Source organism: Aquimarina sp. AU474 (genome assembly GCF_900312815.1).
Classification (GTDB): Bacteria; Bacteroidota; Bacteroidia; order Flavobacteriales; family Flavobacteriaceae; genus Aquimarina.
On record NZ_OMPE01000005.1, the window covers coordinates 222,421 to 245,362 of the forward strand.

Annotated in this window: 25 protein-coding genes; 14 read left to right on the forward strand and 11 right to left on the reverse strand. The window is 32.4% G+C overall.

Going from position 1 to position 22,942, the window contains the following annotated elements:
- Window positions 1-6 precede the first annotated feature (6 nt).
- A complete protein-coding gene (gene trxA / locus DK508_RS03820; RefSeq protein ID WP_109299419.1) occupies window positions 7-306 on the forward strand; it encodes a thioredoxin in 300 nt (99 codons plus the stop codon).
- Between the two features lies 1 nt (window position 307).
- On the forward strand, window positions 308-949 hold the full coding sequence (gene deoC, locus DK508_RS03825) for a deoxyribose-phosphate aldolase (protein ID WP_109299420.1): 642 nt from the start codon (window positions 308-310) through the stop codon (window positions 947-949).
- Between the two features lie 57 nt (window positions 950-1,006).
- Here the strand turns inward: deoC and DK508_RS03830 are convergent, their stop codons facing one another.
- A complete protein-coding gene (locus DK508_RS03830) occupies window positions 1,007-1,843 on the reverse strand; it encodes a universal stress protein (RefSeq protein ID WP_109299421.1) in 837 nt (278 codons plus the stop codon).
- A gap of 54 nt (window positions 1,844-1,897) precedes the next feature.
- The gene (gene hpf, locus DK508_RS03835) at window positions 1,898-2,197 is read right to left on the reverse strand and encodes a ribosome hibernation-promoting factor, HPF/YfiA family (RefSeq protein WP_109299422.1); all 300 of its coding nucleotides are present in this window, start codon (window positions 2,195-2,197) and stop codon (window positions 1,898-1,900) included.
- Window positions 2,198-2,707: 510 nt separating this feature from the next.
- Here hpf and DK508_RS03840 point away from each other — a divergent pair.
- A complete protein-coding gene (locus DK508_RS03840; RefSeq protein ID WP_109299423.1) occupies window positions 2,708-3,025 on the forward strand; it encodes an Hpt domain-containing protein in 318 nt (105 codons plus the stop codon).
- Window positions 3,026-3,045: 20 nt separating this feature from the next.
- Here DK508_RS03840 and DK508_RS03845 read toward each other — a convergent pair whose 3' ends face one another.
- Window positions 3,046-4,209, reverse strand: coding sequence for a response regulator (locus DK508_RS03845; protein WP_109299424.1), 1,164 nt, complete (start codon window positions 4,207-4,209; stop codon window positions 3,046-3,048).
- Window positions 4,210-4,640: 431 nt separating this feature from the next.
- Here DK508_RS03845 and DK508_RS03850 point away from each other — a divergent pair, with 431 nt between their 5' ends.
- The 10 genes from DK508_RS03850 (at window position 4,641) to DK508_RS03895 (ending at window position 13,735) form a co-directional block, all read left to right on the forward strand.
- The gene (locus DK508_RS03850) at window positions 4,641-4,874 is read left to right on the forward strand and encodes a thioredoxin family protein (RefSeq protein WP_109299425.1); all 234 of its coding nucleotides are present in this window, start codon (window positions 4,641-4,643) and stop codon (window positions 4,872-4,874) included.
- A gap of 78 nt (window positions 4,875-4,952) precedes the next feature.
- Window positions 4,953-5,678 (forward strand): hypothetical protein, encoded by a 726-nt coding sequence (locus tag DK508_RS03855; protein WP_235016278.1) that lies wholly within the window; start codon window positions 4,953-4,955, stop codon window positions 5,676-5,678.
- 24 nt (window positions 5,679-5,702) lie between these two features.
- Complete coding sequence (locus DK508_RS03860) at window positions 5,703-5,966, forward strand: DUF2024 family protein (protein WP_109299426.1); 264 nt, start codon at window positions 5,703-5,705, stop codon at window positions 5,964-5,966.
- A gap of 1 nt (window position 5,967) precedes the next feature.
- Entirely contained in the window at window positions 5,968-6,588 is a 621-nt protein-coding gene (locus DK508_RS03865) for a hypothetical protein (protein WP_160114554.1), read from the forward strand.
- A 19-nt stretch (window positions 6,589-6,607) separates the two neighbouring features.
- Complete coding sequence (locus DK508_RS03870) at window positions 6,608-7,177, forward strand: helix-turn-helix domain-containing protein (RefSeq protein ID WP_109299428.1); 570 nt, start codon at window positions 6,608-6,610, stop codon at window positions 7,175-7,177.
- A 98-nt stretch (window positions 7,178-7,275) separates the two neighbouring features.
- Window positions 7,276-7,746, forward strand: a complete 471-nt coding sequence (locus DK508_RS03875) for a DinB family protein (protein ID WP_109299429.1) — start codon at window positions 7,276-7,278, stop codon at window positions 7,744-7,746.
- 220 nt (window positions 7,747-7,966) lie between these two features.
- The gene (locus DK508_RS03880; RefSeq protein WP_109299430.1) at window positions 7,967-8,563 is read left to right on the forward strand and encodes a TetR/AcrR family transcriptional regulator; all 597 of its coding nucleotides are present in this window, start codon (window positions 7,967-7,969) and stop codon (window positions 8,561-8,563) included.
- Window positions 8,564-8,844: 281 nt separating this feature from the next.
- Window positions 8,845-11,220 (forward strand): RND family transporter, encoded by a 2,376-nt coding sequence (locus DK508_RS03885; RefSeq protein WP_109299431.1) that lies wholly within the window; start codon window positions 8,845-8,847, stop codon window positions 11,218-11,220.
- Window positions 11,221-11,359: 139 nt separating this feature from the next.
- Window positions 11,360-12,133 (forward strand): outer membrane lipoprotein-sorting protein, encoded by a 774-nt coding sequence (locus DK508_RS03890; protein WP_200831837.1) that lies wholly within the window; start codon window positions 11,360-11,362, stop codon window positions 12,131-12,133.
- Between the two features lie 396 nt (window positions 12,134-12,529).
- Complete coding sequence (locus DK508_RS03895; RefSeq protein WP_109299433.1) at window positions 12,530-13,735, forward strand: hypothetical protein; 1,206 nt, start codon at window positions 12,530-12,532, stop codon at window positions 13,733-13,735.
- 15 nt (window positions 13,736-13,750) lie between these two features.
- Here the strand turns inward: DK508_RS03895 and DK508_RS03900 are convergent, their stop codons facing one another.
- The 4 genes from DK508_RS03900 to DK508_RS03915 are packed head-to-tail and all read right to left on the reverse strand — an operon-like array spanning window position 13,751 to window position 18,863.
- Window positions 13,751-15,154 carry a TolC family protein gene (locus DK508_RS03900; RefSeq protein ID WP_109299595.1) on the reverse strand — a complete coding sequence of 468 codons (1,404 nt, stop codon included), beginning with the start codon at window positions 15,152-15,154 and terminating at the stop codon, window positions 13,751-13,753.
- Window position 15,155: 1 nt separating this feature from the next.
- Window positions 15,156-16,508 (reverse strand): HlyD family secretion protein, encoded by a 1,353-nt coding sequence (locus tag DK508_RS03905; protein ID WP_109299434.1) that lies wholly within the window; start codon window positions 16,506-16,508, stop codon window positions 15,156-15,158.
- A gap of 6 nt (window positions 16,509-16,514) precedes the next feature.
- Window positions 16,515-18,182, reverse strand: coding sequence for a peptidase domain-containing ABC transporter (locus tag DK508_RS03910; RefSeq protein WP_109299435.1), 1,668 nt, complete (start codon window positions 18,180-18,182; stop codon window positions 16,515-16,517).
- 9 nt (window positions 18,183-18,191) lie between these two features.
- On the reverse strand, window positions 18,192-18,863 hold the full coding sequence (locus DK508_RS03915; protein WP_109299436.1) for a TetR/AcrR family transcriptional regulator: 672 nt from the start codon (window positions 18,861-18,863) through the stop codon (window positions 18,192-18,194).
- 153 nt (window positions 18,864-19,016) lie between these two features.
- Here DK508_RS03915 and DK508_RS03920 point away from each other — a divergent pair, with 153 nt between their 5' ends.
- Window positions 19,017-19,373: a hypothetical protein gene (locus tag DK508_RS03920; protein ID WP_109299437.1), complete on the forward strand. Its 357-nt coding sequence runs from the start codon at window positions 19,017-19,019 to the stop codon at window positions 19,371-19,373.
- A gap of 96 nt (window positions 19,374-19,469) precedes the next feature.
- Here the strand turns inward: DK508_RS03920 and DK508_RS03925 are convergent, their stop codons facing one another.
- From DK508_RS03925 to tpiA, 4 genes are all read right to left on the reverse strand, one after another.
- Entirely contained in the window at window positions 19,470-20,336 is an 867-nt protein-coding gene (locus DK508_RS03925; protein ID WP_109299438.1) for a M57 family metalloprotease, read from the reverse strand.
- Window positions 20,337-20,898: 562 nt separating this feature from the next.
- Window positions 20,899-21,174, reverse strand: coding sequence for an ATP-dependent Clp protease adaptor ClpS (locus DK508_RS03930; RefSeq protein WP_109299439.1), 276 nt, complete (start codon window positions 21,172-21,174; stop codon window positions 20,899-20,901).
- A 60-nt stretch (window positions 21,175-21,234) separates the two neighbouring features.
- A complete protein-coding gene (gene prmA, locus DK508_RS03935; protein ID WP_109299440.1) occupies window positions 21,235-22,074 on the reverse strand; it encodes a 50S ribosomal protein L11 methyltransferase in 840 nt (279 codons plus the stop codon).
- Window positions 22,075-22,169: 95 nt separating this feature from the next.
- On the reverse strand, window positions 22,170-22,922 hold the full coding sequence (gene tpiA / locus DK508_RS03940) for a triose-phosphate isomerase (RefSeq protein WP_109299441.1): 753 nt from the start codon (window positions 22,920-22,922) through the stop codon (window positions 22,170-22,172).
- Window positions 22,923-22,942 lie beyond the last annotated feature (20 nt).

Below are 22,942 nucleotides of genomic sequence, written 5' to 3' on the forward strand. Positions count from 1 at the left end.
ACAATTATGAAAAGTAGTTTTAGTAATATTATAGACTCTAACATTCCTGTACTTGTCGATTTTTATGCAGATTGGTGTGGTCCGTGCAAAATGCTTGCTCCTATACTCAAGGAAGTCAAAGATGAATTAGGAGAACAAATAAAAATTGTAAAAATAGATGTTGACAAGAATCAAAATTTGGCTTCAAAATATCAAGTTAGAGGGGTACCTACTATGTTATTGTTTAAAGAAGGAAAACAACTTTGGAGGCAATCTGGAGTGTTACAAAAAATAGATCTCGTAAACATTATCAATTCGTACAGATAAAATGCAACTGAACAGATATATAGATCATACTTTACTAAAAGCAAATACAACTGTAGGTGATATTAAAAAACTTTGCTCTGAAGCCAAAAAATATAACTTTTATGCAGTTTGTGTAAGTAGTTATTATGTTACCTTGGCCAAAACAGAGCTTAGAAATCGTGATGTTCAAGTAGCCTCGGTAATTGGGTTTCCTTTAGGTTCTACATCATCTGCTATCAAGGTATTTGAAGCTAATGAATGCGTGAATCAAGGTGCTGATGAAATAGATATGGTATTAAACATTGGTTTACTTAAATCGGGATATCATAACATTGTAGAAGATGAAATAAAATCTGTAAAAAAGACAATTGAAAATAAGATATTAAAGGTAATATTTGAGAACTGTTATCTTACAGATGAAGAAAAGAAAATAGCTTGTAAATTATCAATTAATGCAGGAGCAGACTATATAAAAACCTCAACAGGTTTTGGTAGTACCGGTGCAACTGTTGAAGATGTTATCCTAATGAAAAAAGAGGTTGGAAATAGTTTAAAGATAAAAGCGTCTGGAGGTATTCGCAATATTGAAACAGCCAAAAAATTTATAGATTTAGGTGTTTCTAGAATCGGTACTTCATCAGGCATTCATATCGTTAGTCACTAAAAAACCTGCTAAATTATTGTGATTTAACAGGTCATTGACCAATAAAAAGTTTTGAATCTAGATTTTGAACGTAATTACAGGTTTATTTGCATGATTAGCTATATCTTCTCCGATACTGCCATTAAAGAAATGAGATAAACCTCTTCGTCCGTGAGTAGATAATGCAATAACATCTGCGTTTATTTTTTGGCTATAGTTAAAAACTCCACTCTCTACCGAAAAATCACTTCTAATCTTCACCTTATCAAAATTTTCAAGATTACCGGAATCTGCTTTGAAAATAAACTCCATAATTCGATCTTCTATTTGATTAGAACTTTTAAATCGCTCTCCTGGAAGGTTAACGTACAACAAATTTACATTAGCATTGAAAAATTCAAATAATCTAAGAGCATTGAGATAGGGTCTTATATTATCCATTTTAAAATCACATGCAAAAATGGCCTCTTTAATAATAAACTCATCGATATGATCCTTAATCACTAAAACAGGTACATCAGATGTACGTACAACTTTTTCTGTATTAGACCCAACAAAAATTTCGCTTAACCCACTACTCCCATGAGATCCCATTACGATAAGGTCTACTTGATTTTCCTTTGCTACATCATTTATTTCGCTAAAAATTTTATAATTCCTAACAGTTTCGGCTATTTTAATACCTTTTAGATATTCTTTATCTAGGAAACTTATAAAACCTCTTTCGGCTAATTTCATGTAATAAATAGCTTCTGCTGTTTCTTGACTCTCATCTTTGGTTAAAATCGCTTCAGACAATCCCAACATATGCAGTACTAGTATTTCTGCTTCTTGTTGTTTTGCTATATCTGCTGCAACTTTTAATGCATATTCTGAATACTTCGAAAAATCAATAGGTACAAGGATCTTTTTCATGATAAATTATCTTTTAAGTTTAAAATTTGAACATTTTTATTTTGATAATGTTCATTATTTCGTTTTGAACAACTTTTTACGTTTCTCAATTTGTTTTTCGATATCCGACAGGGTTTCTTTCACTGCTAATTCAAAGTTCTCTTCATTAGAAATTGCAAAAACTTGTGAACCTGGCAGATTAAGTTTTATCTCACAAATTTTTCCTTTACCCTTAGGATCATTTTCACGTTTTAAAAAGACATTACTATCAATAATTTCTTGATTTTTCTTTCCCAGCTTTCCTAATTTATCTAATACATATTGGGATAAAGTCTCGCTAGGAGATATTTTTACATATTGAATATTAATAATCATAATTTGGGTTTTAATATTAATTATTCATCAAAATTAGGCATAGATAATAGTCCTAGAAATGATAAATATCATAGTTGACCATTATATCTAAATCCTTTTTTATAATCTCTAAAACTTACAATAATTAAAACATTAGTTTCTTCACAAAATCCAGGACTTGATTAATAAAAATATCCAAACTATGCATGTATTAGTTTGAAAAAAAAACGAGGCTAATAGCTGGTGTATATACTAAAAAAATAGCATTGCATGCCTAAACTATTAGACGAATGCTGAGAATAGAATGGGTGCAAAAAAGAACATCCTATATAGTAACGATAAATAAGATTCTTTTTTCATGGTAATCTATAATTATGTCCTTATTTTTATCCTAAGTCGTTTATAGCAATGAATTTCGCTACTCTTGAAACGAATTAAAAAACTATTACCCCTAAAAAAATGTATTATATAACGAAGGAATGTCTTTTAAGTAATTCCTTTTTGGTGTATAGTTAAATTAAAAAAAACTAAATGGAGGAACCAAATTTATCAGTAATAAACACTTTATCGGGTGGAGACAAAACTTTTGAAGAAAAAATTTTTAATGTTATAAAAAGAGAATTTCCAGAAGAAAAAGATCAGTATTTCGATAATTTAAAAAACGAAAACCTTACTAAAGCGGCCGAAGATGTTCATAAGTTAAAACATAAGATTAGTATTTTGGGACTTGAAAAAAGTTATGAAATTGCCACCGATTATGAAAAAAACCTAAAACAAGGAACATTTGGTCTTAAAGAAGATTTTGAGAAAATCCTACAAACCATCACGCAGTATATAACCACATTATAGACCTTAAAGAGTTTTTTACTCTAGTTAACTCTTGATTTCACCTTAAATTTATAATGGTATGCGATTTGAGCAAGTTGACCTACAATTTTTACAGAATCTTTCATAGATAGTTTAGAACCATCAGCATGTATCCATCGTTTAAGAGGTTGTTCACATATGTAGGAAATGGCTTTTTCTTTTCCATAAAATTTTCGCATCTTCATAAAAATCTCTACATCAAATAACCATTTGGTTATAAATTTTTCGTGAAACATTTCGTTGGCTATATCTCTATCCATAACTTTTGCACCACACTGGGTATCGTTAAAAGACATTCCCAAAATATTTCGAATAATTAGATTGATCGTTTTACTTATTATTTTACGTGCAGATTCTTTGGTAATATTTGCTCCCATTCTGCTCATTCTAGAGCCACTTACAATTTTAAATTTTGAAGATTCTATCGTTTTAACCAAATCATCAAAATCCTTAAAATCTGTTGATAAATCGGCATCTAAATATCCTATATAATCTAATTGCGGATCTTTTGCCAAATGAAGTACGCCTTGTCTCACTGCTTCTCCTTTACCTCCATTTTTTGCACAATCATAAACACTAATATTATCCTCTCTACCTTGTGCTAATTTTTGTAATACCTCCAAAGTATTATCTGTACTCCCATCATTAACAAAACATAAGTGATATCCTAAATTACTATGGGTAAAATCCGTAAATTCTTTACTTAAAATTCTTGTTTCTTCGTTATAACATGGTATTACAACCCCTACACAATGACGTTGTAACATTTGCCCCTTGGAGCCGTTTTCTGAAACTCTTTTTAATTTTATACCAAAAATTCTAGCTATCCGGGCTGATATTTCATTAAGAGACAAAGGCTTCTTCATATAATCATCTATGCCCAAATCGAAACCATCAATAATAGTATCCTCATTAGTATTACCAGACATTACTAAAATCTTAACATCAGATTTTCTTTCCTCTCTAATATTTTTTATGACTTCCAGGCCAGACATCCCGTCCATATTAATATCAACAATAAGAATATCGGGTTTAAAAGTATCAAACAATTCTAATCCCGTGTGGCCATCGCTTGCACATTTTATGTCATATCCCAAATCTAAGAGATGTTTTTCTAATGATAATAAAACAAGTTGTTGGTCATCTATTGCTAAAATTTTTTTCATGTAATTGTAGGTTTTACGATATAAGTATTCATGATTTAGATACACATATGTGTACTAAAAAAATAAACAGGGGCAATTAAGAAAAGACGATTTGTTGCTACGAATACGTATAACAAGATGCCGTATTCGATTACATTTTACTAAAAATTGAACTCCTTATTTATTTAAAAAAGAAGTCCAACAATATTCTAAAATAGGGAATTATTAGTAAATGACCTTTGTCTGGTACTTATTTTTTCACATACAACATGCTATTACGTTATAAAACTATATAGAGTTAAGCAGACATTATGCATAATTTTAAAGAGTTGAATATGATGTTTAAATCACATAAACAAACCTTATAATAATTAAAAAAATCTTAAAATGTTTTTTTTAATTAGGATTCCTTACTATATTTGCATTGTATTTATAACTAAAAAAAATTAAAAATGAGTAAATCAACTTTTTATCACGCAGGATGTTCTGTTTGTATTAGCGCCGAACATGACATTATCGAATTGGTCGGTAGAGATCAAGTAGAGATTGTAAACATTGGTACTACAAGAGATCGTATCTCTGAAGCCGAAACGGCAGGTGTTAAATCTGTTCCTGCTTTAGTTACTCCTCAAGGAAACGTCTTACACCTAAATTTTGGCGCATCTATGGCCGATGTTAAAGGGTAATTTTTTTATCTCTATAAGTTAGGAATCCTTATTATGTGATTCCTAACTTTTTATTAGCAACCATTAAAAACAAATAAAATGAAATTAAGTACATTAACATTGACCATAATCGCTCTTCTAGGTATGACTATAGAATCCTGTGCTCAAGAAGAAAGACTTTATAATAATGATGATCATCAAATAACCAAGGTAGCGGTAACCCATCTTCCGGATCTAGGTATTTCTACATGGACCATCGAAGTAAAAGGAACTGCCGGAAAAACAACTCCAATACCCAACGGAGCATTAGATGGAGCTCCTGTATTAGGATATGTTTTCCCTACTTCATTAAAACCAACCGATGTAGGTTTCAGTGCTACAGATGGTATTGTTGCCATGGCGCTTACCTCTCACCCTGATTTTGACGACACCCCGATTTGGGATGAAAACAATGATGCAGATTTTGCAAATGATGGGATTATATGGCATCCCCATTGGGTGGTGTTGCATGAAGACAAACGTGTTCCTGGTGGACTTGCTGTAAAACAATTTACAAAAGCAGATAATGTAACGTTACCTCCTACAAATCCAGGTATGCCCATGTATATGGATTCTCCAGGGTTTCCTGTGACCACAAAAGGGAATTCTATTAAAGTAGTAATACCCGATTATAGAATGAATAATCAAACATCATTTAAATATGATGGTGTAGCAGCATATATGATTGTAAATACTAGTAAAGAAGATAAACCTATGTTGGGTGTCTATGACGTATTTAGTGTAGCTAGTGGCGATTTATCTCTACCCTACTCTGTAAACAAATAACAACATTAAAAATAGTATAAAACAATGAAAATATCAGTTTGGGACACCTATGTACAAAGAGAAGATGGTAAAACTATGCATTTTGACATTTTGGTACCAGATAACTTGACCGATACAACTAAAATTTTCAATTTCGGGAAATCGTATTTGTCAGAAAAAAAATTCAAAACCGGAGAGTTAACCTCCAAAGAATGCAATTTTTGTCATATATCTGTAGCGCCTCAAGAAGTGGTAAATGCCATTGCCGAAAAAGGGTTTTCGATAATTGAAATGGAAAATTGTTACTAAAATGCAAAAATTAACTTTACAATATACCCAAGAACTTAAAGGAAAGTTTAGCCTTAGCAAGCTAAATTTCCTTTTTGTATTTCAGGTTAATTGTCCTGGTTGTTTTTTATATGGTATCCCGGTGGTTAATAAACTTTTTCAAGAGTTTAAGGACCAGATATCTTTTTTAGGCATATCCACAGCTTTTGAGGATTTTGAATACAACAATATAAAAAACACCAATCTTTTATTAACCAATAACATAGTAGTTGGTGAAACAAAAAAAGCATTATTGCAGCATGGTTTACTAGATAAACCAATACCTATTGATTTTCCGGTAGCAATGGATGAAAAAGCTTCTAAAGATTTTGATATTGACTTTGCCGCTAAGCACATTTGCGCAACCCATGATGCATATGTTTCCTGGTCTAAAGAGGTTCAGGCTTCTGTTTATCATAATGTCATAAGTTATCTCAAAAATCAGAAAACAATTTCAAAAACTTTTACATTAAATCAATTAAAAGGAACACCAACCATGATTTTATTTAATGATTCTTATGAGATATTATTACATCAATTCGGCCATGTGCATTATACAGCCCTAAGAACAAAATTGTTGTCGCATATAGAAACATCTAATTAGGAATGCTAACTTTGTAGTCATGGATTTAAATTCAAAGATTGTCGAAGCTTTAGGAAGAATTTCTGAAGTCTATAAAGTACTACTTTGGGAACACGCCAAGAAATTAAAGCTAAGCCCAATACAAATACAAATACTTAACTTTATTGCATATCATGATATTGATTTGTGTAATGTAAGTCATTTGGCCAAAGAATTTAATGTTACCAAACCTACTGTAAGTGATGCAATACGAGTTTTGGTCAATAAAGAATTGTTGATTAAAGATTTCTCTTCTTCGGATAGTAGAAGTTACTCATTGTTATTGTCCAAAAAAGGTAAAGATATCGTAAAAGAGACCGAACGTTTCGCAGAACCAGTGGGTAAACGTTTACTATCTTTCTCAGAAAACGATTTAACATCCTTATATGGTACCCTAAGCACATTAATTTATCAATTAAATCGCGACGGTATCTTAACTGTTCAACGCACCTGTTTTGGATGCAAACATTACAGCAAAAATGGCAAAAATCATCACTGTAATCTTTTGCAAATTCCGTTACTAGATTCAGACATTAGAATAGACTGTCCAGAATATGCAGAAAAACTGTGAATACTATGCTTTTCTCTTTAAAAAGTAGTTCTTTTTATTATCTTGTGTATCATCTATTACTCTAAAACAAAATTATCTCTCACGCTCAAAAAACAAAGATGAATTCGACTAAAATTATCGTGCTCAATTTCTCTGAAATAAGAAGACGTAGTATCAAACTTTGGAAAAGTATCCCTAAAGAACATTATCAATGGCGCCCCGATAAAAATGCGATGTCTATTATAGAGATGATTCGCCATGTTTTGGAAACCGAACACCTATACCATGTAATTATTCAACGAAGAGGAAATCTAGGGGCATATCAATCCCCATGGGAAGATTTGGAATATAAAGATCTACAGCACGAACTAGAATTTTCTGAAACATATAGAACATCTTTCATCGATATGATCTTATCGTTTACTGAAGAGAATATAGAAAATATTGTCATAAATAGAACAGAAGTTAATCAAAAAAAGCAGTTGGGGGATTACCTAATGCGAACAGCTTATCATGAATCTGTACATACCGGCCAATTACTGGATTATTTAAGAAGTGCCAATATTGACAGGCCAATAATTTGGGATTAACAAATTAAATGTTGCAAAAAACTCCCGAAACTAAAGTAAACCATTATAAAAAATGTGAATTTTTCTTTTAAGGCCATATACTTTTACTACTAATTTTCATTTCGGATAGACTCTTTTATCCAGTTTTAAAGTAGTTATACTAGTATATAGAAAACTTTAACATTTAAAATTTTGTTTTACTAGACGAGTGGTCATATTTTTGTATCCCAAAGTAAAAACAATGTCGAAAACGCTAAAGCATGAGATCAAATCGGATTACCTTATAGAAAAAGGTATGATGTTGCTATGGTCAAAAGGGTATAATGCTACTAGCGTAAATGATATTGTGAAAGCTGCGGAGGTACCTAAAGGTTCTTTTTATTTTTATTTTGATAGTAAGGAGGATTTTGCTGTAAAGGCAATTGAAAAATATTTTAATATGCGCTTTCCTCCTGCTTTAGAAATATTACAAAATGAATCTGTTTCACCCAAACAGCGTATACTAGATTTTTATGAATATCACTCTACAATTTTAAAAGAAGAGTTTGATTATAAGATGGGATGTATGGGTTGTAATTTGGCTAATGAGATGGCAGAACATAGCGAGGCTATTCGAATTGCCGTTCAAACCAAGACAGATATAATAAAAGGATATATCACAGAGATAGTATTAGAAGCACAAGACCTTGGGGAGATAAATAAAACCGTAAAAGCTGAAGATTTAGTAGCCTTTATGGAAGATGCAGGAAGGGGAGCTATGGTTTCTATGAAAGAAATGGATAGTTCGTATCCTATAGATAATTTTAAGAATATGATCAAAATTTTATTGTCGAAATAATTTTTTTTTGACAATCACAAGACGACTGGTCAATTATTAACTTTTAGATAACATTTTTATGATAGATATACGATACCTTGGCAGCGTTTAAAAAAAAAATTTACAATTCAAATAGACGACTGGTCAATTTTAAATTTAAAACTCACATAAAGTTATGAATTTGTCCTAATACCAAAATTAAAATCGTCTTACATATAACAACTATTAAAACGTATAACAATAACTATTGTATCAGTTTCTTTCAAATTACAAGTCGACTGGTCAACTAACAATTAAAAAAAATGAATGCACTAAAAAAAGCCAGTAACGCTACCAATGCGTTTTCTAAAAAATGGGCTGAATTTGTAATCAAATTCAAATGGCCTGTATTAATTGTAGCCATAATTATAGCTATGGGATTAGGGTCTAAAGGAGCTATGGAATTTGATGGAGATTATCATGTGTTTTTTAGCGAATCTAATCCCGAACTTGAAGCATTTGATGCTTTACAAGATAAATATACCAAGGATGATAACGTCGTTATTGTTCTTTCTCCGTCTAACGGAGATGTTTTCACCAAAGATAATTTAATTGCCATCGAAGAGCTTACTGCAGAAGCATGGAATACCCCCTACTCTTCTCGTGTAGATGCACTTACTAATTTTCAACATACAAGTGCGCAAGAAGATGATCTCTATGTAGATGATTTATCTTATGAATCTGCAAACAAAACAAGTCTAGAGGTTCAGAAAATTAAAGAAATTGCCTTAAAAGAACCTTTATTAGTAAATCGATTAATTAATGAAACAGGGAGTGTAACCGCTATTAATGTGACCGTAAGACTTCCTGGAGAGGATAGTGCCAAAGAAATCCCCGAGGTTACAGCTTTTATACGAGGAGCAATTGCCGAATTTCAAGAAAAACATCCAAATTTCGAAGTACATTCATCTGGTTTAGTACCTCTTAATACGGCATTTTTCGAATCTTCTATGCGAGATTTAATGCTTACCATGATTATGCTCATTATAGTGATCATCACCACTCTAGTGCTTACCAGAAATTTCTTTAGCACATTAGCCACTCTGGTTGTAGTATTACTTTCGATCATGAGTGCAGTTGGTTTTGTGGGTATTATGGGTATAAAACTCACACCTCCTTCTTCGGTTTTTCCAACAATGATATTAACCTTAGCCGTTGCCGATAGTATTCATATTTTGATCACTATGCTACAAAAAATGCGTAAAGACGGGTACACAAAAAAAGATGCACTTGTAGAGTCATTGCGTCTTAACTTTATGCCAGTATTTATTACTAGTTTAACAACTGTAATTGGTTTCTTAACCATGAACTTTGGTGATGTTCCTCCGTTCTGGGATCTTGGTAATATTACTGCGTTTGGGATGACCATGGCATTTTTATTTTCTACTACAGCTTTGCCAGCTCTTATGGCAATACTGCCTGTAAAAGTAAAAGTATCTGAAAAGAAAGAGAAACTGGGATGGTATTCAAATCTTGGCTTATTTGTAGCCAAGCAGCCCGTTAGATTAACTGTGATTTCCTTAGTAGTTATTAGTGGACTTACATACTTGGCAACAAAAAATCAATTTAACGATGAGTTTATTAATTATTTTGACGAAACGGTACAATTTAGGAGTGATACCGATTACATAAGCGAGAACCTAACTGGAATTTATAATGTAGAATTTTCTGTAGGTAGTGGAGAAAGCGGAGGAATTAATAACCCTCAATATCTTAATAGTCTAAATGATTTTGAAGATTGGTTAAACGAACAACCTGAAGTAGTTCATGTTAACGCATTTAGTGAGGTTGCCAGAAGAGTAAACCGCTCCATGCACGGTGATAACCAATCATACTACAATGTACCCAATAGCCGTGAAGAAGCTGCACAATATCTTTTACTATATGAGCTTTCTCTTCCTTTTGGGTTGGATCTTAATAACCAAATCAATGTTGATAAATCAGAAACTAGAGTTACCGTAACCATTAAGAATATTTCGAGCGCAGAAATGATTTCTTTTTCAAAGAGAGCAGAACAATGGCTACGAAACAATACACCAACACCTATGCACGCGATCGGTGTTAGTCCAACTCTAATGTTTTCAAAACTTGGATTTAGACAAGCCGACAGCATGTTTAAAGGTAACATCATCGCATTAATCCTAATCTCATTAGTATTAATGTTTGCATTACGAAACTTTAAACTTGGTCTTTTAAGTATCATTCCTAATGTTACTCCAGTATTGGTTGGATTTGGTTTCTGGGCAATGTATAAAGCTCAAATCAATACAGGTATGGTAATTGTCTTTGGGATGACCTTAGGAATTATCGTGGATGACACGGTACATTTTATGAGTAAGTTTCTAAGAGCTCGTAGAGAATTGGGTTATGATGCCAAACAAGCCGTGATCTACGCATTTGAAACTGTAGGTAAAGCTCTTGTTACCACAACAATTGTTCTTTTAGCAGGATTTGCTGTATTATCAACCTCTTCTTTTGCTTTAAATAGTTACATGGCCAGAATAACGTTAATCATTATCTCATCTGCTTTAATTATAGATTTTATTTTACTCCCTTCACTTCTAATCCTTACCAGCAAAAAAAGTGAAGCAAAGGAGTCAATAAAAACAACAACACCTCAAATACAATTTGATAAATAATAAATATAACAAACTATATAACGGTAGGGTTTAGGTTGATTGGCCCGAGACGAATCGCTTAAATCTTACTGTTATTGGGTTTGTCCTTTTTAAAACCTAAAAATTTAAACTTAAAAAAAAACAATAAAATATGTTACCCATGAAAAAATTAATTTTTGCAACTATAGCACTATTCGGGATGACCACTTTATCGGCTCAAAGTCCTGAAGAAAAAGGACTACAAATTGCCAAAGCAGCCGAAGAAGCTGATTTGGGTTTTGGAAGCTCTACAGTTCAATTAAAAATGACCCTAAAAAACAAAAACGGTCAAACGAGTGAGCGATTCTTAGAAACTCGAACACTAGAACTTACCGAAGATGGCGACAAGTCATTAATTGTTTTTAATAGTCCAAAAGATGTAAAAGGAACCTCGACACTTACTTTTACTCATAAAATAGGCTCTGATGATCAATGGTTATTTCTGCCCTCTATAAAAAGAGTTAAAAGAATCTCATCAAATAATAAATCCGGACCCTTTGTAGGAAGTGAATTTGCTTATGAAGATCTTTCTTCACAAGAGGTAGAAAAATATACCTATAAGTTTCTAGAAGAAAAAGGAGACCTGCTCATTGTAGAACAAGATCCTGTAGATCCAAAATCAGGATATACACGAAGAATTGTGACCTATAACAAAGGTAAAGGATATCGTATTGAAAAAGTAGAGTTTTACGATCGCAAAAATGCGTTACTAAAAACACTTAGCTACAGTAATTATAAACAGTATAAAAACAAATTTTGGAGAGCAGGAATCTTTACTATGGTAAATCATCAAAGTAATAAAGAAACCACATTAGCATTTAGCGATTATAATTTTAAGGTAAACCTTACCGATGAAGATTTCACTCAGGTTGCGCTAAAAAGAGCTGGACAATAATATAATTAGTTATCCGTAGAGTAATGCGATACACAAGGCTTAGTTTATTATACCCAATAACAGTTCTTTTCATTAGTGGGGTATTATTATTATCAAAACCTAGCCTTGTGTTTTCTATTCTTAAAAGTAACACCAACTATCGTCCCGAAATTGCAAACTTACTCGGCATGATGTTCGTTGGGCTTGGGTTTTTGATTGCGCTTATTTTTAAGTACCATATTAAAAAAATGTATAGATGAACCATCCCCATACGCTTGTTTTTTAGCATTTGTACCCTGGTTCTGTATTTGGTGTATCAAAACCCACTCTTTATACTATTATTATTCATAATCCTTATTGGCGTAATGCTTACCGTTTTGGGGATCGTAAAAGATCAAAGCATTAAAACTATTATACATGAAGATTAAACATATTTTAGCAGTGTTATCATTGCTTACAGGTTTATTTACCTATTCTCAAAATGATGAGAAAAAAACTACAACTCATGAGTTCGAATTAGAACTTGAAGGCGAGTACAGATATTTTTATGATGATGCTCTTTTTGAAGAACAAGAAGATCATTTTCCTTCTTTGGCTATTCGTCCCGAATACTCTGTAACCTGGAACAAAGGTTATGAGAGTATTAATTTTAAAGGATTTCTTAGAGTTGATGTTGATGATGAACGTACACATTGGGACATTAGAGAATTATATTATCAGAAAGCCAAAAACAATTGGGAACTCAGTCTGGGATTAAAAAAAGTTTACTGGGGAGTCGCTGAGAGTAATCATTTGACAGATATTATCAATCAGACTGATGCTGTAGAAACTTTTGATGGAGAAGAAAAACTGGGGCAACCTATGGCTCAGTTTACCTGGATCACCGATAAATTTGGAACCTTCGATTTCTTTTACCTCCCCTATCATCGTAAACGTACATTTGCAGGAGAAAAAGGTCGATTACGCTTCCCAGTAGTTATTGATAAAGACGATTTAAACTATGAAAGCAGTGCCCAAGAATGGCATCAAGATTTTGCTTTTAGATGGAAGCACTATTTTGATATCGTTGATATTGGTCTATCTCACTTTTATGGAACAGGAAGAGAGCCTCTTTTCTCTTTTGATACCCAAGGCAACATTAATGCCTTTTATCCGGTTATACATCAAACAGGGTTAGAATTACAAATTACACATGATGCTTTTTTATGGAAACTAGAATCTATTTATCGTAATGCAGATGCTCAAGATTTTTTTGCTCTCGTAGCTGGATTAGAATATACCTTTTCTAATATTGACGGTAATGGATTAGATATTGGTCTTTTGGGAGAATATTTATATGATGAACGTGATGAACTGGCCTTAAATGCATTACAAAATGATGTTTTTTTTGGTAGTCGAATTGCATTTAACGATACTCAAGATACTTCGTTCCTGATCGGAGGTATTACAGATTTAGAATCTAGTAGTACGATTTTTAGTTTAGAAGCTTCTAGAAGATTTGGAAGCAGTTGGACAGCAGAGATAGAAGCACGTATCTTTAGTGATATTGAAGAAAACGAATTGATCTTATCCAACTTTAAAGATGATAGTTTTTTTAGGCTATCTATTTCTAAATACTTTTAACAAATCTTAATCCAATTATAATATTTCTGGATTCAAAGCTAGGCTATTAAATAGTCTAGCTTTTGTTTTAAAATAATCATTTTGCAATTTATTTGCTTTAAGTCTAGTATCAATCAAACTTCGTTCTCGGGAGTTTATCAGAAACAAAGAGCTTTCTCCAAAACTAAATTTACGTTCTTCGGCGACCAGTAACGAACTATAGTTTTTTACTATATCTTTTATGAGTTGATTTTGTGTTTCAAAAGATTCTAACTCTGCAAATATCGTCTTGACTTTATTCTTGATTCTTAGCGCTGTAGTTTCTCTATTAAATTTGGCATCTTGCACTTTGTATTTTGCCAGCTTAAGTGCTCCTCGTTCTTTTCTTAAAAATAAAGGAAAACGAAATGTTACACCTCCTTTATATTCAGAAGTATTAAAAGATTGAGATAACTCGGGAGTTTCTGTCAAAAAATTATATTCAATATCTATTGTGGGCAATAATTTATTAGCTTTTAATTTTCTGTCAACCTCAAGCCCTTCAATCTTATAATATAATGCTCTAAGTTTTGGATGCTCTTTTAATGTAAACCCATCCAATTGTTTGTTCATTATATCCAATGTATTATCTATATCTTCTTCTATATCTCCATCTGGTATTACATTAGGCCTCAACTCTACAGGGATATCTCCTTCTAACCATAAAAAATTTGATAGCTCTAATGATTCTTTTATTAATTTTACTTTAGCTTGTTCAAAACTGAGCATTCTATTTTGTAATGCAATTTTAGCTTCTACAGTATCAATGGCAGCTTTATCACCTGCCAAAGCGCTTTTTTTAATTCCTATAAAGCGTGTTTTTGCGTTATCCAAAAAACTATGGTATATCTCTTTTTCGTTATATGCCTTTAACCAATCAAAATAGGCCAGCGCAGCTTTATACAAAACCTCATTAACCTGAAGATCTCGATCCGCCTTCTTTTGTTCTCTAAAAAACTTGGCTTTACGTAAAGTGGCCATTCGATTATTAATAAATAATCCTTGAGCTACAGAAACAGTAATTCCCGCATTAAAAAGTCCATCTTTGGGCACAGAGTTTTGAGGGTTTAAAAACTCTCCATCGTTTTGCTCAAAACCCGCTTTAAACTCTACACCATACCAAGTAGGTATTTTAAAAGTTGCATTTAAAAGATCATAATACTCTAATCCTTTAAATTTTTTTCGATCATAATCCATTTCTAACTTTGGATCAAATCCCCCACGCGCTTTCATCAAATTTGCTTGCCCGATACTAATATTTAACTCTGCTTGTTTTGCAACAGGATGATATTTTTTAACATACCCCAAATATTCTTTAAAATTAAGAATAGTATTATTCTCCTGTTGAGAAAATAACGATGTAACTAAAAAATATAATGAATACAATATGCATTTCTTCATTTTACTTTTTTTTCGATTTTTGGGTTTCTTTGCCATTAGGCTGATAATAATTAGGCGGAAAACCGTTTAATTGCCTCCATAGTTCAAACCAAATAGGCACATCTTCTAGTAATGCTAGAGTATTTGCACCAGAACCAACTTGTATTTTTGGCCATTCATGATCAGATGGATCTGGTGCTATGAGAACTCTGTATTTACCATTATCACTAATAAATGTTTCTATCGCTACTATTTTACCTCCATAAGTTCCGTAAGACGCGTTAGGCCACCCACTAAACACTATAGCTGGCCACCCATCAAATTGTATTCTTACTTTTTCGCCAATATGAATTAACGGAAGATCAATAGGTTTTACATACGTTTCTACTGCCAAATCATAAATAGAAGGCATAATATTTACCAATCGATCTCCCTCCTTAAAAGTTTCTCCTACACCCGACCGTAATGCCCTATTTATAAAACCACTTTGTGGAGCTTTTATATAATGCATATTGGTTCGCATTTCATAATTGGTATATTGATTTTCTAATTTTGTGACTTGAGCTTGAGCATCAAATTGGTTTGATCGAGCTGTATATCTATCACTCTGTGATTTTGAGATTTTATCGGTATACTCTGCTCGAACTCGATTGATTTCCACCTGCGCATTAATGATTCCATTTTTACTTGCCAGAAGTTTATTTTCTTGAGAAATAAGTTTCGCTTGTGTTTCTTGAAGTTTGAGTCGTTTTTCTTCAACATCGGTCAGTGCTTTTAAACCTTCCTTTTCTAATTGTACAATACGATCGTATTGTCGTTGGGCAATGCTTATATTGGTTTTTGCAGCTTCGAAATCTATACTATCGCTTTGTACTTTGAGCTTTGATTGTATAAGCTTATTTCGCGCTTGTTGTAACTTTAAATCCCGCTCGTTTGTAATTGCTAATAATTGACTCTCGAGGGCTTTTACTTTTCCTTCGTAAGCACTAACAGACAAAGATTTTGCCTTAATTTGCTGCCCAGTTCGTTCTACTAGATTAGGATCAAAATATGCATTCTTAACTTCAGAAATAAATAAAATAGTATCCCCTGCTTTCACAAAATCTCCTTCTTTAACATACCACTTTTCGATTCGCCCAGGTATGGGAGACTGAATAGTTTGGGGTCGTTGATCAGGTTTTAGGGTTGTTAAAAAACCATTGCCCGATATATTCTGTGTCCAGGGTATAAACAATATTATGACCACTATTACAGTAAATATTTTTAGAAACCGATTAAAGTATTTATAATGCCTTTTATGAAACACTTTTTGAATCGCCGAATACTCAGACAGATCTACTTTTTCGTTTAGTTTATTGTGTGTTATATTGAGCATTATTTACTATTTTTCTCTTACTACTTTACCATTTTCGATATTGATTATTCTACCACATCTCTTAATCCATTTTGGATTCTGGCTTACCACTACCAAAGCCCATGGATTTGATGGTTCTGTAAGAAAATCCATAATACGAATCACTTCTTTCTCATCAAATTGATCCAAAGGATCTTTTAAAATCAATAATTTTGGTTTTCGAACTATACTCCTTGCCAATACTATTTTTTTGGATACGGTATACGATATTTGTTTTCCCTCTGGGTAAATAATAGTCTTCAAACCTTTTTCCTGTTCTTTTACGAACTGAGTCAATCCCACTTTTTCTAATGCCCAATACACGTTTTCTAATGGAATCGAAGTATCCCCAAAAGTGATATTTTCTAATATGGTTCCCTCGAAAGGAGATTCTTCTGTCAAAGATTGACCTAAATGCGCTCTGTAGTAGTTTAAATTGATCCCTCCTAGCGCAACATTATTAATATATACATTACCACTATCTGGCGGTAATAAGCCCGCTATCATACGCAAAAGAGTAGATTTACCTGATCCATTGGGTCCTTGTACCAAAATGGTACAATTCTCAGAAATATTAAGCGATATATCATCCAGTATTTTCTTTTTTCCCTCGGGAACCGTATACGAAACATGATTTAACTCGACAGTAAAACCATTACCTTCCTTAAATGGTTTTTCTCCATCTTGAGGTTCTAATTCTTTATCCACGACTTGACCCAGTTTCTCTATCGAAGTCAGCACATCGTAAAAAGATTCTAAACCAAAGATTAATTTCTCTACAGAACCAATAACTAGGACTATTATAATCTCGGCAGCTACAAATTGACCGATATTCATTTCTTGATTGAGCACTAAAATCCCTCCAATAAGTAATAAACCGGCCGTAACCAATACTTTAAAACCAATCATCTGGATAAATTGTATCACCAATACTTTAAAATGACTCTCTCTGGCGGCCAAATACTCAGAAACGAGAGTATCATTTTTTTGTAATGCCAAACTTGTTTTTCCAGAAAGTTTAAAACTGACTAGAGAACGTGCTATTTCTTGAATCCAGTGCGCTACTTTATACTTGTTCTTTGACTCTTTCAAACTTGTTTCTAACCCTCGTCTAGCTGTATACCTAAATACTATATAAACCAACAGTAATAATAATAAACCATAAATAATAAAAAAAGGATGGTAGAAAGAAAGCAACATTAAACCGAATATAATCTGCAATAAGGCAGCAGGAAAATCTACCAAAATTTTTGCTAGTCCTTTTTGAGTTGTAAGCGTATCGAAAAACCGATTTGCCAGTTCTGGCGGGTAAAAATTGCGTAATTCACCCATTTTTATTTTTGGAAAACGATACGAAAACTCAAACGAAGCTCTTGTAAATATTTTTTGTTGAACGTTTTCAATTATTCTAATTTGCATTAATTGTAGCATTCCTGCAAATACAACTCCTATAGTGACCAGAATTACTAATACTATCCATGAAGTACTTATTTGTGCACCTTGTAATAAATTGATAATAGCCTGAATACCTAGAGGAAGAGAAAGATTAACCAAGCCCGCAAATATTGCATAATAAAATGTTTGTAAAATATCTTTTTTATCCAGTTGCAAAAGCCCTATTAGTCTTTGCCAGGGAGTCAAAACATGTTTAGCCATATAAGAAGGTTACTTTAAAGAATTAAAAACCAAATCAGTATAATACGTTGATGGTGTAATTTTATTATTACAATCTGTTAATGACGGAAAGTGTTCTTTAAGAAAATGTTGATGCAATGCTCCTTCAATAATGGTACTTGCCAAACTCGAGGGATAAGCATATGTATCATTTACTTCATGAATCATATCTTTAAGTCGAGTAACTAATCGCTTATAAATAGAAAAATACCCTTCTTTGTTTTCTTTATCAACTTCTTTGGTCAGGTATGATTTGGAATATTCGTTAATAACAATCTTATTTAAAAGCACCTCATTAATATGAGAAAATGAAGAATCTTGCTTTATAGATTGCGTTATTATTTCAATTGATTTTTTTAACTTTTGTTCGGGCTTTGGGATACTATTAGTGGCAAATACTAATTGATACTCTATCCAACCCCAATACCAAGAGGTAAGGTATAATAATAGTTTATGTTTGTTTTCAAAATATCGATATACAGAACTCTCATTTGAACCAATTTTTACTCCCAATTTTTTAAATGTAAAACTCTCAAACCCCATCTCATCGATCATTAAGATACTATGCTCAATAATTCGTTTCCCTAAAGCCGAAGACTCTGGATCTTTAATGTATACTTTATCATTAATTCTAACTTTTAAATCTTGAAGTAAATATTTCATTATTGATAATTTATAGCGCAAATATAATAGTATTACTATTAATTAATAATAGTTTAACTTTTATTTAACCACATCCCTATATCCTATCGTATCATAATTATTATTAATTTTATGATCAGACTAACTCAATATTAATAATACATTAATAACATCATGAAAAACGTACTTATAATTGCATTTTTATCAGTTTTAACAACTTATGGACAAGAAACTAGCACAAGTGTACCAAACACAATACACGTAGGAGATGTACTTACTTTGGGCAACCCATCTGCACAGATATTTGAATATGTACATTTTCCTAAAACAAATTTTATCATTAAAAAAGGCGGAGTTCCTAACTATAAAAATCTACAAGGAAAAAAAGTAATCGTTACCAAAGTTGAAGAGATTAATAATGGTAAGGTTATCACACTTAAAAGAAAAGACGGTCTGAAGTTTTTTAACAGTATCCCCAAAGTAAGGGCTAACTTAGAACAAGCTCTTGCCGCTGGCGAAGTAAAGTTTTAGGAATAGAATTATAAAAAAAACCATCCCGATACATCGGGATGGTTCTTTAAAAAGTTCAAAGCTTTCTTATAGTTAATTATATGATTTGTTTAATTCTTAGTACAAGAATTCTAAGGCAACAACGTCAAAGTTACTGAACTCTCCATCTTCACTCCCGTCAAAACAAGAGATCATTAGAGAACCACTATCAAGACCACTAGCTCCCCAACGGTTTTCAGAAGGAGTACCAGGAACATTGATAGCTCCAACACTAGAAGCACCTTCGTTAGCTCCACCACATCTTCTTCTTGCGTAGTCTGTGTGTCTGAAACCAACAGCGTGACCTATTTCGTGTCCGATTACGTGCTCATTTACGTTATTTACATTACTTCCACCGAAAGTTCCTGTTCCGGCATTAATTTGGATAAATTTACCAGGACGTCCTCCACTAGGGAATTCAGCCTGTCCACCTGCACCAGATTGGTTGTTGTTATACACAACCATATCAGCCGCTTGGAAATTAGTTCCAAAAGTTAATCTAAAGTTAAGTGTAGTATTAATTCTGTTGTAGTTATTAACAGCCCACTGTAACCCAGTACGCATACTTGTAGTAAGCGCATTACCAGAACCAGTAAATCCTAATATATCAATAGTTCTGTTACTACTGCTTATTAAGTTATTCGTTCTGTACTGCTTACTATCTCCATCAGCACCTAAAGCTTGTTCGGCAAGATTTTCTAATGCGATAAAAATTTCTCCATCATTTGCAAAAATACCCTTTCTAACAGGCCCGTCAAAATGCTGAAGTGATCCATACTTCGCTCCATGGAAATCAACACCGGCAGCGCTTAATCCTGCTTTGTGTTCTTCTGAAAGTTCTACAGATACTTCTGGTGCTGTTTCGCTCGCGATTTCATCTTTTTGACAAGAAGTAGCAAAACCAGCTACGATAGCGCAAAGCGCTAATAATTTGATTTTTTTCATTTTTAATAAGTTGAGTTTGTGTAGTTACTAATTCAAGATAGAATTTTTACATACTACCTTAAATGTAAATATTTAAAAAGCTTTGAACTTTAAAAATTTTGCGGGTTGAAGATATGATATTTTTTTTGATATATCGGTTAATATTTTAAACTATTTATTGAAAATACCACCAAACCATAAGATTATTGTAACGAAAACTAGAAATCGTTTCGATTTAATCAATATAAAAATCGATTAAATGCATAGTTATTTTACAAGGAAATTCTGGTAGTGATCTTCTAAAAACCATTGTATTCTTACAGTTGTTAAAGGATTCTAAAATAAATATTAGAAAGAACTTAAAAAATCGACAAAAGAAAGTATTCTCCTACAAATTATAAAACTGAACCTACAAATGTTAAAAAAAATAAAAAATTTAAATATTTAACAATTTTACAAAAAACATACTCTCACATAACACAAAATTATATTCGAGTATTTAGAATACATGACACATTAGCACATAAAAAAAACCCTAAAAAAGGGCTTCTATTTTTTATATCAGGAGTAAATTCTAATCCTATTATACGATTTCTGCGCTAAGTCCGGCTTGAAGTAATTTTGAACACCTAGGCATTAAGTCTTCATAGGTTCCTGTTTTAACAATACATTTACCTTTATAATGCACTAATAAGGCGCATTGTTCTGCTTGTACAGGACTATGCTCACATGTATAAATTAAAGTGTCTATCACATGATCAAAAGTATTCACATCATCATTATACAACACAATCTCATTGCTACCTTGATCTACAGATTTCTTCTCAACTTCCTCTAAAACTTTCTCTTGAGTACTCATGGGGGTAATAATTTTATACAAATATAATAACTTAAGCAATTAAATAAACTAACAAATAGATTATTTTAACTCATAAGATGCTGCTATCCAATTATTTCGACTACTGTGATCTATGAAATGCAAATTATGTTTTAAACACTCTGCTGTGATCATATCCAAATCATCGCTATAAAACCCACTTAAAAACAATTTACCATTAGCCTTTAAGGATTTTGCATAATATTGAATATCATGAAGTAATATGTTTCTATTGATATTAGCAATAACAACATCATAGTTTCTTCCTTGTATCAAAGTTACATCACCTTCAAACGCACTAATATGACTACAATTGTTGCGTTCAACATTTTCTATTGTATTTAGATAACACCAATTATCAATATCTATAGCCTCAATTTGTGATGCTCCTCTAATCTCTGTAAGAATAGCCAAAACACCAGTACCACAGCCCATATCTAATACTTTTTTACCCTTCAAATCCATTTTTAGTATATGCTGAATCATCATATGGGTGGTTTCGTGATGCCCAGTACCAAAAGACATTTTTGGTTCTATAACAATATCATACTTGGTATCAGGTTTTTCGTGAAATGGAGCTCGAACACTACAAATATCATCAACAATAATAGGCTTAAAATTCTTCTCCCATTCTATATTCCAATTTACTTGCTCTATTTCCTCAGAAGTATATTCAATTTTGAATTCGTTAGATCTCAGAATATGTATATCATCAAGTAAACCTTCTTTCCAGTCTTCTTTTTGCACAAAAGCATTCACTCCATCTTCAGTTTCGACAAAACTTTCAAAGCCTACATAACCTAATTCTGCAATTAATATTTCGGTAGTTGGTTGAAGTGGTGAAACTTTAAAATAAAAGCCTAAGTATACTGGATTTGACATAATTTCTTTTTATAAAATGCAAAGGTACTCTTTTACATAAAAAAGCACCTCATTTTACAATGAGATGCTTTTTTATTTTTCTAAACTATATGTATTTACAATGCGTTCGCAATTGCTGTAAAGCTTTCTGCATCCAAAGCTGCACCACCTATTAATCCCCCATCAACATCTTGTTTAGCAAAAATTTCTTCAGCATTATTAGGCTTTACACTACCACCATACAAAATGGAAACCTCATCTGCTATTGTTTGATCATATGCTTTTGCAATTGCACTACGAATAAACGCATGCATCTCTTGGGCTTGCTCTGGCGAAGCAGTTTCTCCTGTACCTATAGCCCATACAGGTTCATAAGCCAATACTATATTTTTCCAAGCATTTGTATCTATATGAAATAAACCATTTTTTAACTGGTTTTCTACTACAGCAAAATGATTCTCGCTTTTTCGGTCTTGTAATTCTTCTCCGAAACAAAAAATTATGGTCATATTATGTGTAAGTGCGGTATCAACTTTTTGAGCTAATAATGCATCTGTTTCTCCAAAATATGCTCTACGTTCGCTATGCCCAAGAATCACTGTATCAACTCCTATATTATTAAGCATATCTGCAGAGATTTCGCCTGTAAATGCACCATTTTCTGATTGGTGCATATTCTGTGCTGCAACATCAATATTAACTTGTGTTAACTCTTCATTTGCCTTTTGTAAATTAACAAAGGTTGGTGCCACAATAATTTGTGTTCCAGAGATATTTCCTAATTTGCTCTTTAAATCAGAAAGTAACGCCTCGGTTTCTGCCAGATTTTTATTCATTTTCCAGTTTCCGGCTACAATTTTTTTTCTCATTAATTTGATTTTTTTTAAGT

What these genes read in the sequence shown, in the direction of transcription:
- hpf (WP_109299422.1), bottom strand. Translation starts at nt 2,197, where the DNA reads ATGATTATTAATATTCAATATGTAAAAATATCTCCTAGCGAGACTTTA.
- DK508_RS03865 (WP_160114554.1), top strand. Translation starts at nt 5,968, where the DNA reads ATGCAAAAATTAACTTTACAATATACCCAAGAACTTAAAGGAAAGTTT.
- prmA (WP_109299440.1), bottom strand. Translation starts at nt 22,074, where the DNA reads ATGTCAAATCCAGTATACTTAGGCTTTTATTTTAAAGTTTCACCACTT.
- deoC (WP_109299420.1), top strand. Translation starts at nt 308, where the DNA reads ATGCAACTGAACAGATATATAGATCATACTTTACTAAAAGCAAATACA.
- DK508_RS03905 (WP_109299434.1), bottom strand. Translation starts at nt 16,508, where the DNA reads ATGCTCAATATAACACACAATAAACTAAACGAAAAAGTAGATCTGTCT.
- DK508_RS03885 (WP_109299431.1), top strand. Translation starts at nt 8,845, where the DNA reads ATGAATGCACTAAAAAAAGCCAGTAACGCTACCAATGCGTTTTCTAAA.
- DK508_RS03830 (WP_109299421.1), bottom strand. Translation starts at nt 1,843, where the DNA reads ATGAAAAAGATCCTTGTACCTATTGATTTTTCGAAGTATTCAGAATAT.
- DK508_RS03860 (WP_109299426.1), top strand. Translation starts at nt 5,703, where the DNA reads ATGAAAATATCAGTTTGGGACACCTATGTACAAAGAGAAGATGGTAAA.
- tpiA (WP_109299441.1), bottom strand. Translation starts at nt 22,922, where the DNA reads ATGAGAAAAAAAATTGTAGCCGGAAACTGGAAAATGAATAAAAATCTG.
- DK508_RS03910 (WP_109299435.1), bottom strand. Translation starts at nt 18,182, where the DNA reads ATGGCTAAACATGTTTTGACTCCCTGGCAAAGACTAATAGGGCTTTTG.
- DK508_RS03845 (WP_109299424.1), bottom strand. Translation starts at nt 4,209, where the DNA reads ATGAAAAAAATTTTAGCAATAGATGACCAACAACTTGTTTTATTATCA.
- DK508_RS03850 (WP_109299425.1), top strand. Translation starts at nt 4,641, where the DNA reads ATGAGTAAATCAACTTTTTATCACGCAGGATGTTCTGTTTGTATTAGC.
- DK508_RS03880 (WP_109299430.1), top strand. Translation starts at nt 7,967, where the DNA reads ATGTCGAAAACGCTAAAGCATGAGATCAAATCGGATTACCTTATAGAA.
- DK508_RS03900 (WP_109299595.1), bottom strand. Translation starts at nt 15,154, where the DNA reads ATGAAGAAATGCATATTGTATTCATTATATTTTTTAGTTACATCGTTA.
- DK508_RS03925 (WP_109299438.1), bottom strand. Translation starts at nt 20,336, where the DNA reads ATGAAAAAAATCAAATTATTAGCGCTTTGCGCTATCGTAGCTGGTTTT.
- DK508_RS03875 (WP_109299429.1), top strand. Translation starts at nt 7,276, where the DNA reads ATGAATTCGACTAAAATTATCGTGCTCAATTTCTCTGAAATAAGAAGA.
- DK508_RS03915 (WP_109299436.1), bottom strand. Translation starts at nt 18,863, where the DNA reads ATGAAATATTTACTTCAAGATTTAAAAGTTAGAATTAATGATAAAGTA.
- DK508_RS03890 (WP_200831837.1), top strand. Translation starts at nt 11,360, where the DNA reads ATGAAAAAATTAATTTTTGCAACTATAGCACTATTCGGGATGACCACT.
- DK508_RS03840 (WP_109299423.1), top strand. Translation starts at nt 2,708, where the DNA reads ATGGAGGAACCAAATTTATCAGTAATAAACACTTTATCGGGTGGAGAC.
- DK508_RS03930 (WP_109299439.1), bottom strand. Translation starts at nt 21,174, where the DNA reads ATGAGTACTCAAGAGAAAGTTTTAGAGGAAGTTGAGAAGAAATCTGTA.
- DK508_RS03870 (WP_109299428.1), top strand. Translation starts at nt 6,608, where the DNA reads ATGGATTTAAATTCAAAGATTGTCGAAGCTTTAGGAAGAATTTCTGAA.
- DK508_RS03855 (WP_235016278.1), top strand. Translation starts at nt 4,953, where the DNA reads ATGAAATTAAGTACATTAACATTGACCATAATCGCTCTTCTAGGTATG.
- DK508_RS03895 (WP_109299433.1), top strand. Translation starts at nt 12,530, where the DNA reads ATGAAGATTAAACATATTTTAGCAGTGTTATCATTGCTTACAGGTTTA.
- DK508_RS03920 (WP_109299437.1), top strand. Translation starts at nt 19,017, where the DNA reads ATGAAAAACGTACTTATAATTGCATTTTTATCAGTTTTAACAACTTAT.
- trxA (WP_109299419.1), top strand. Translation starts at nt 7, where the DNA reads ATGAAAAGTAGTTTTAGTAATATTATAGACTCTAACATTCCTGTACTT.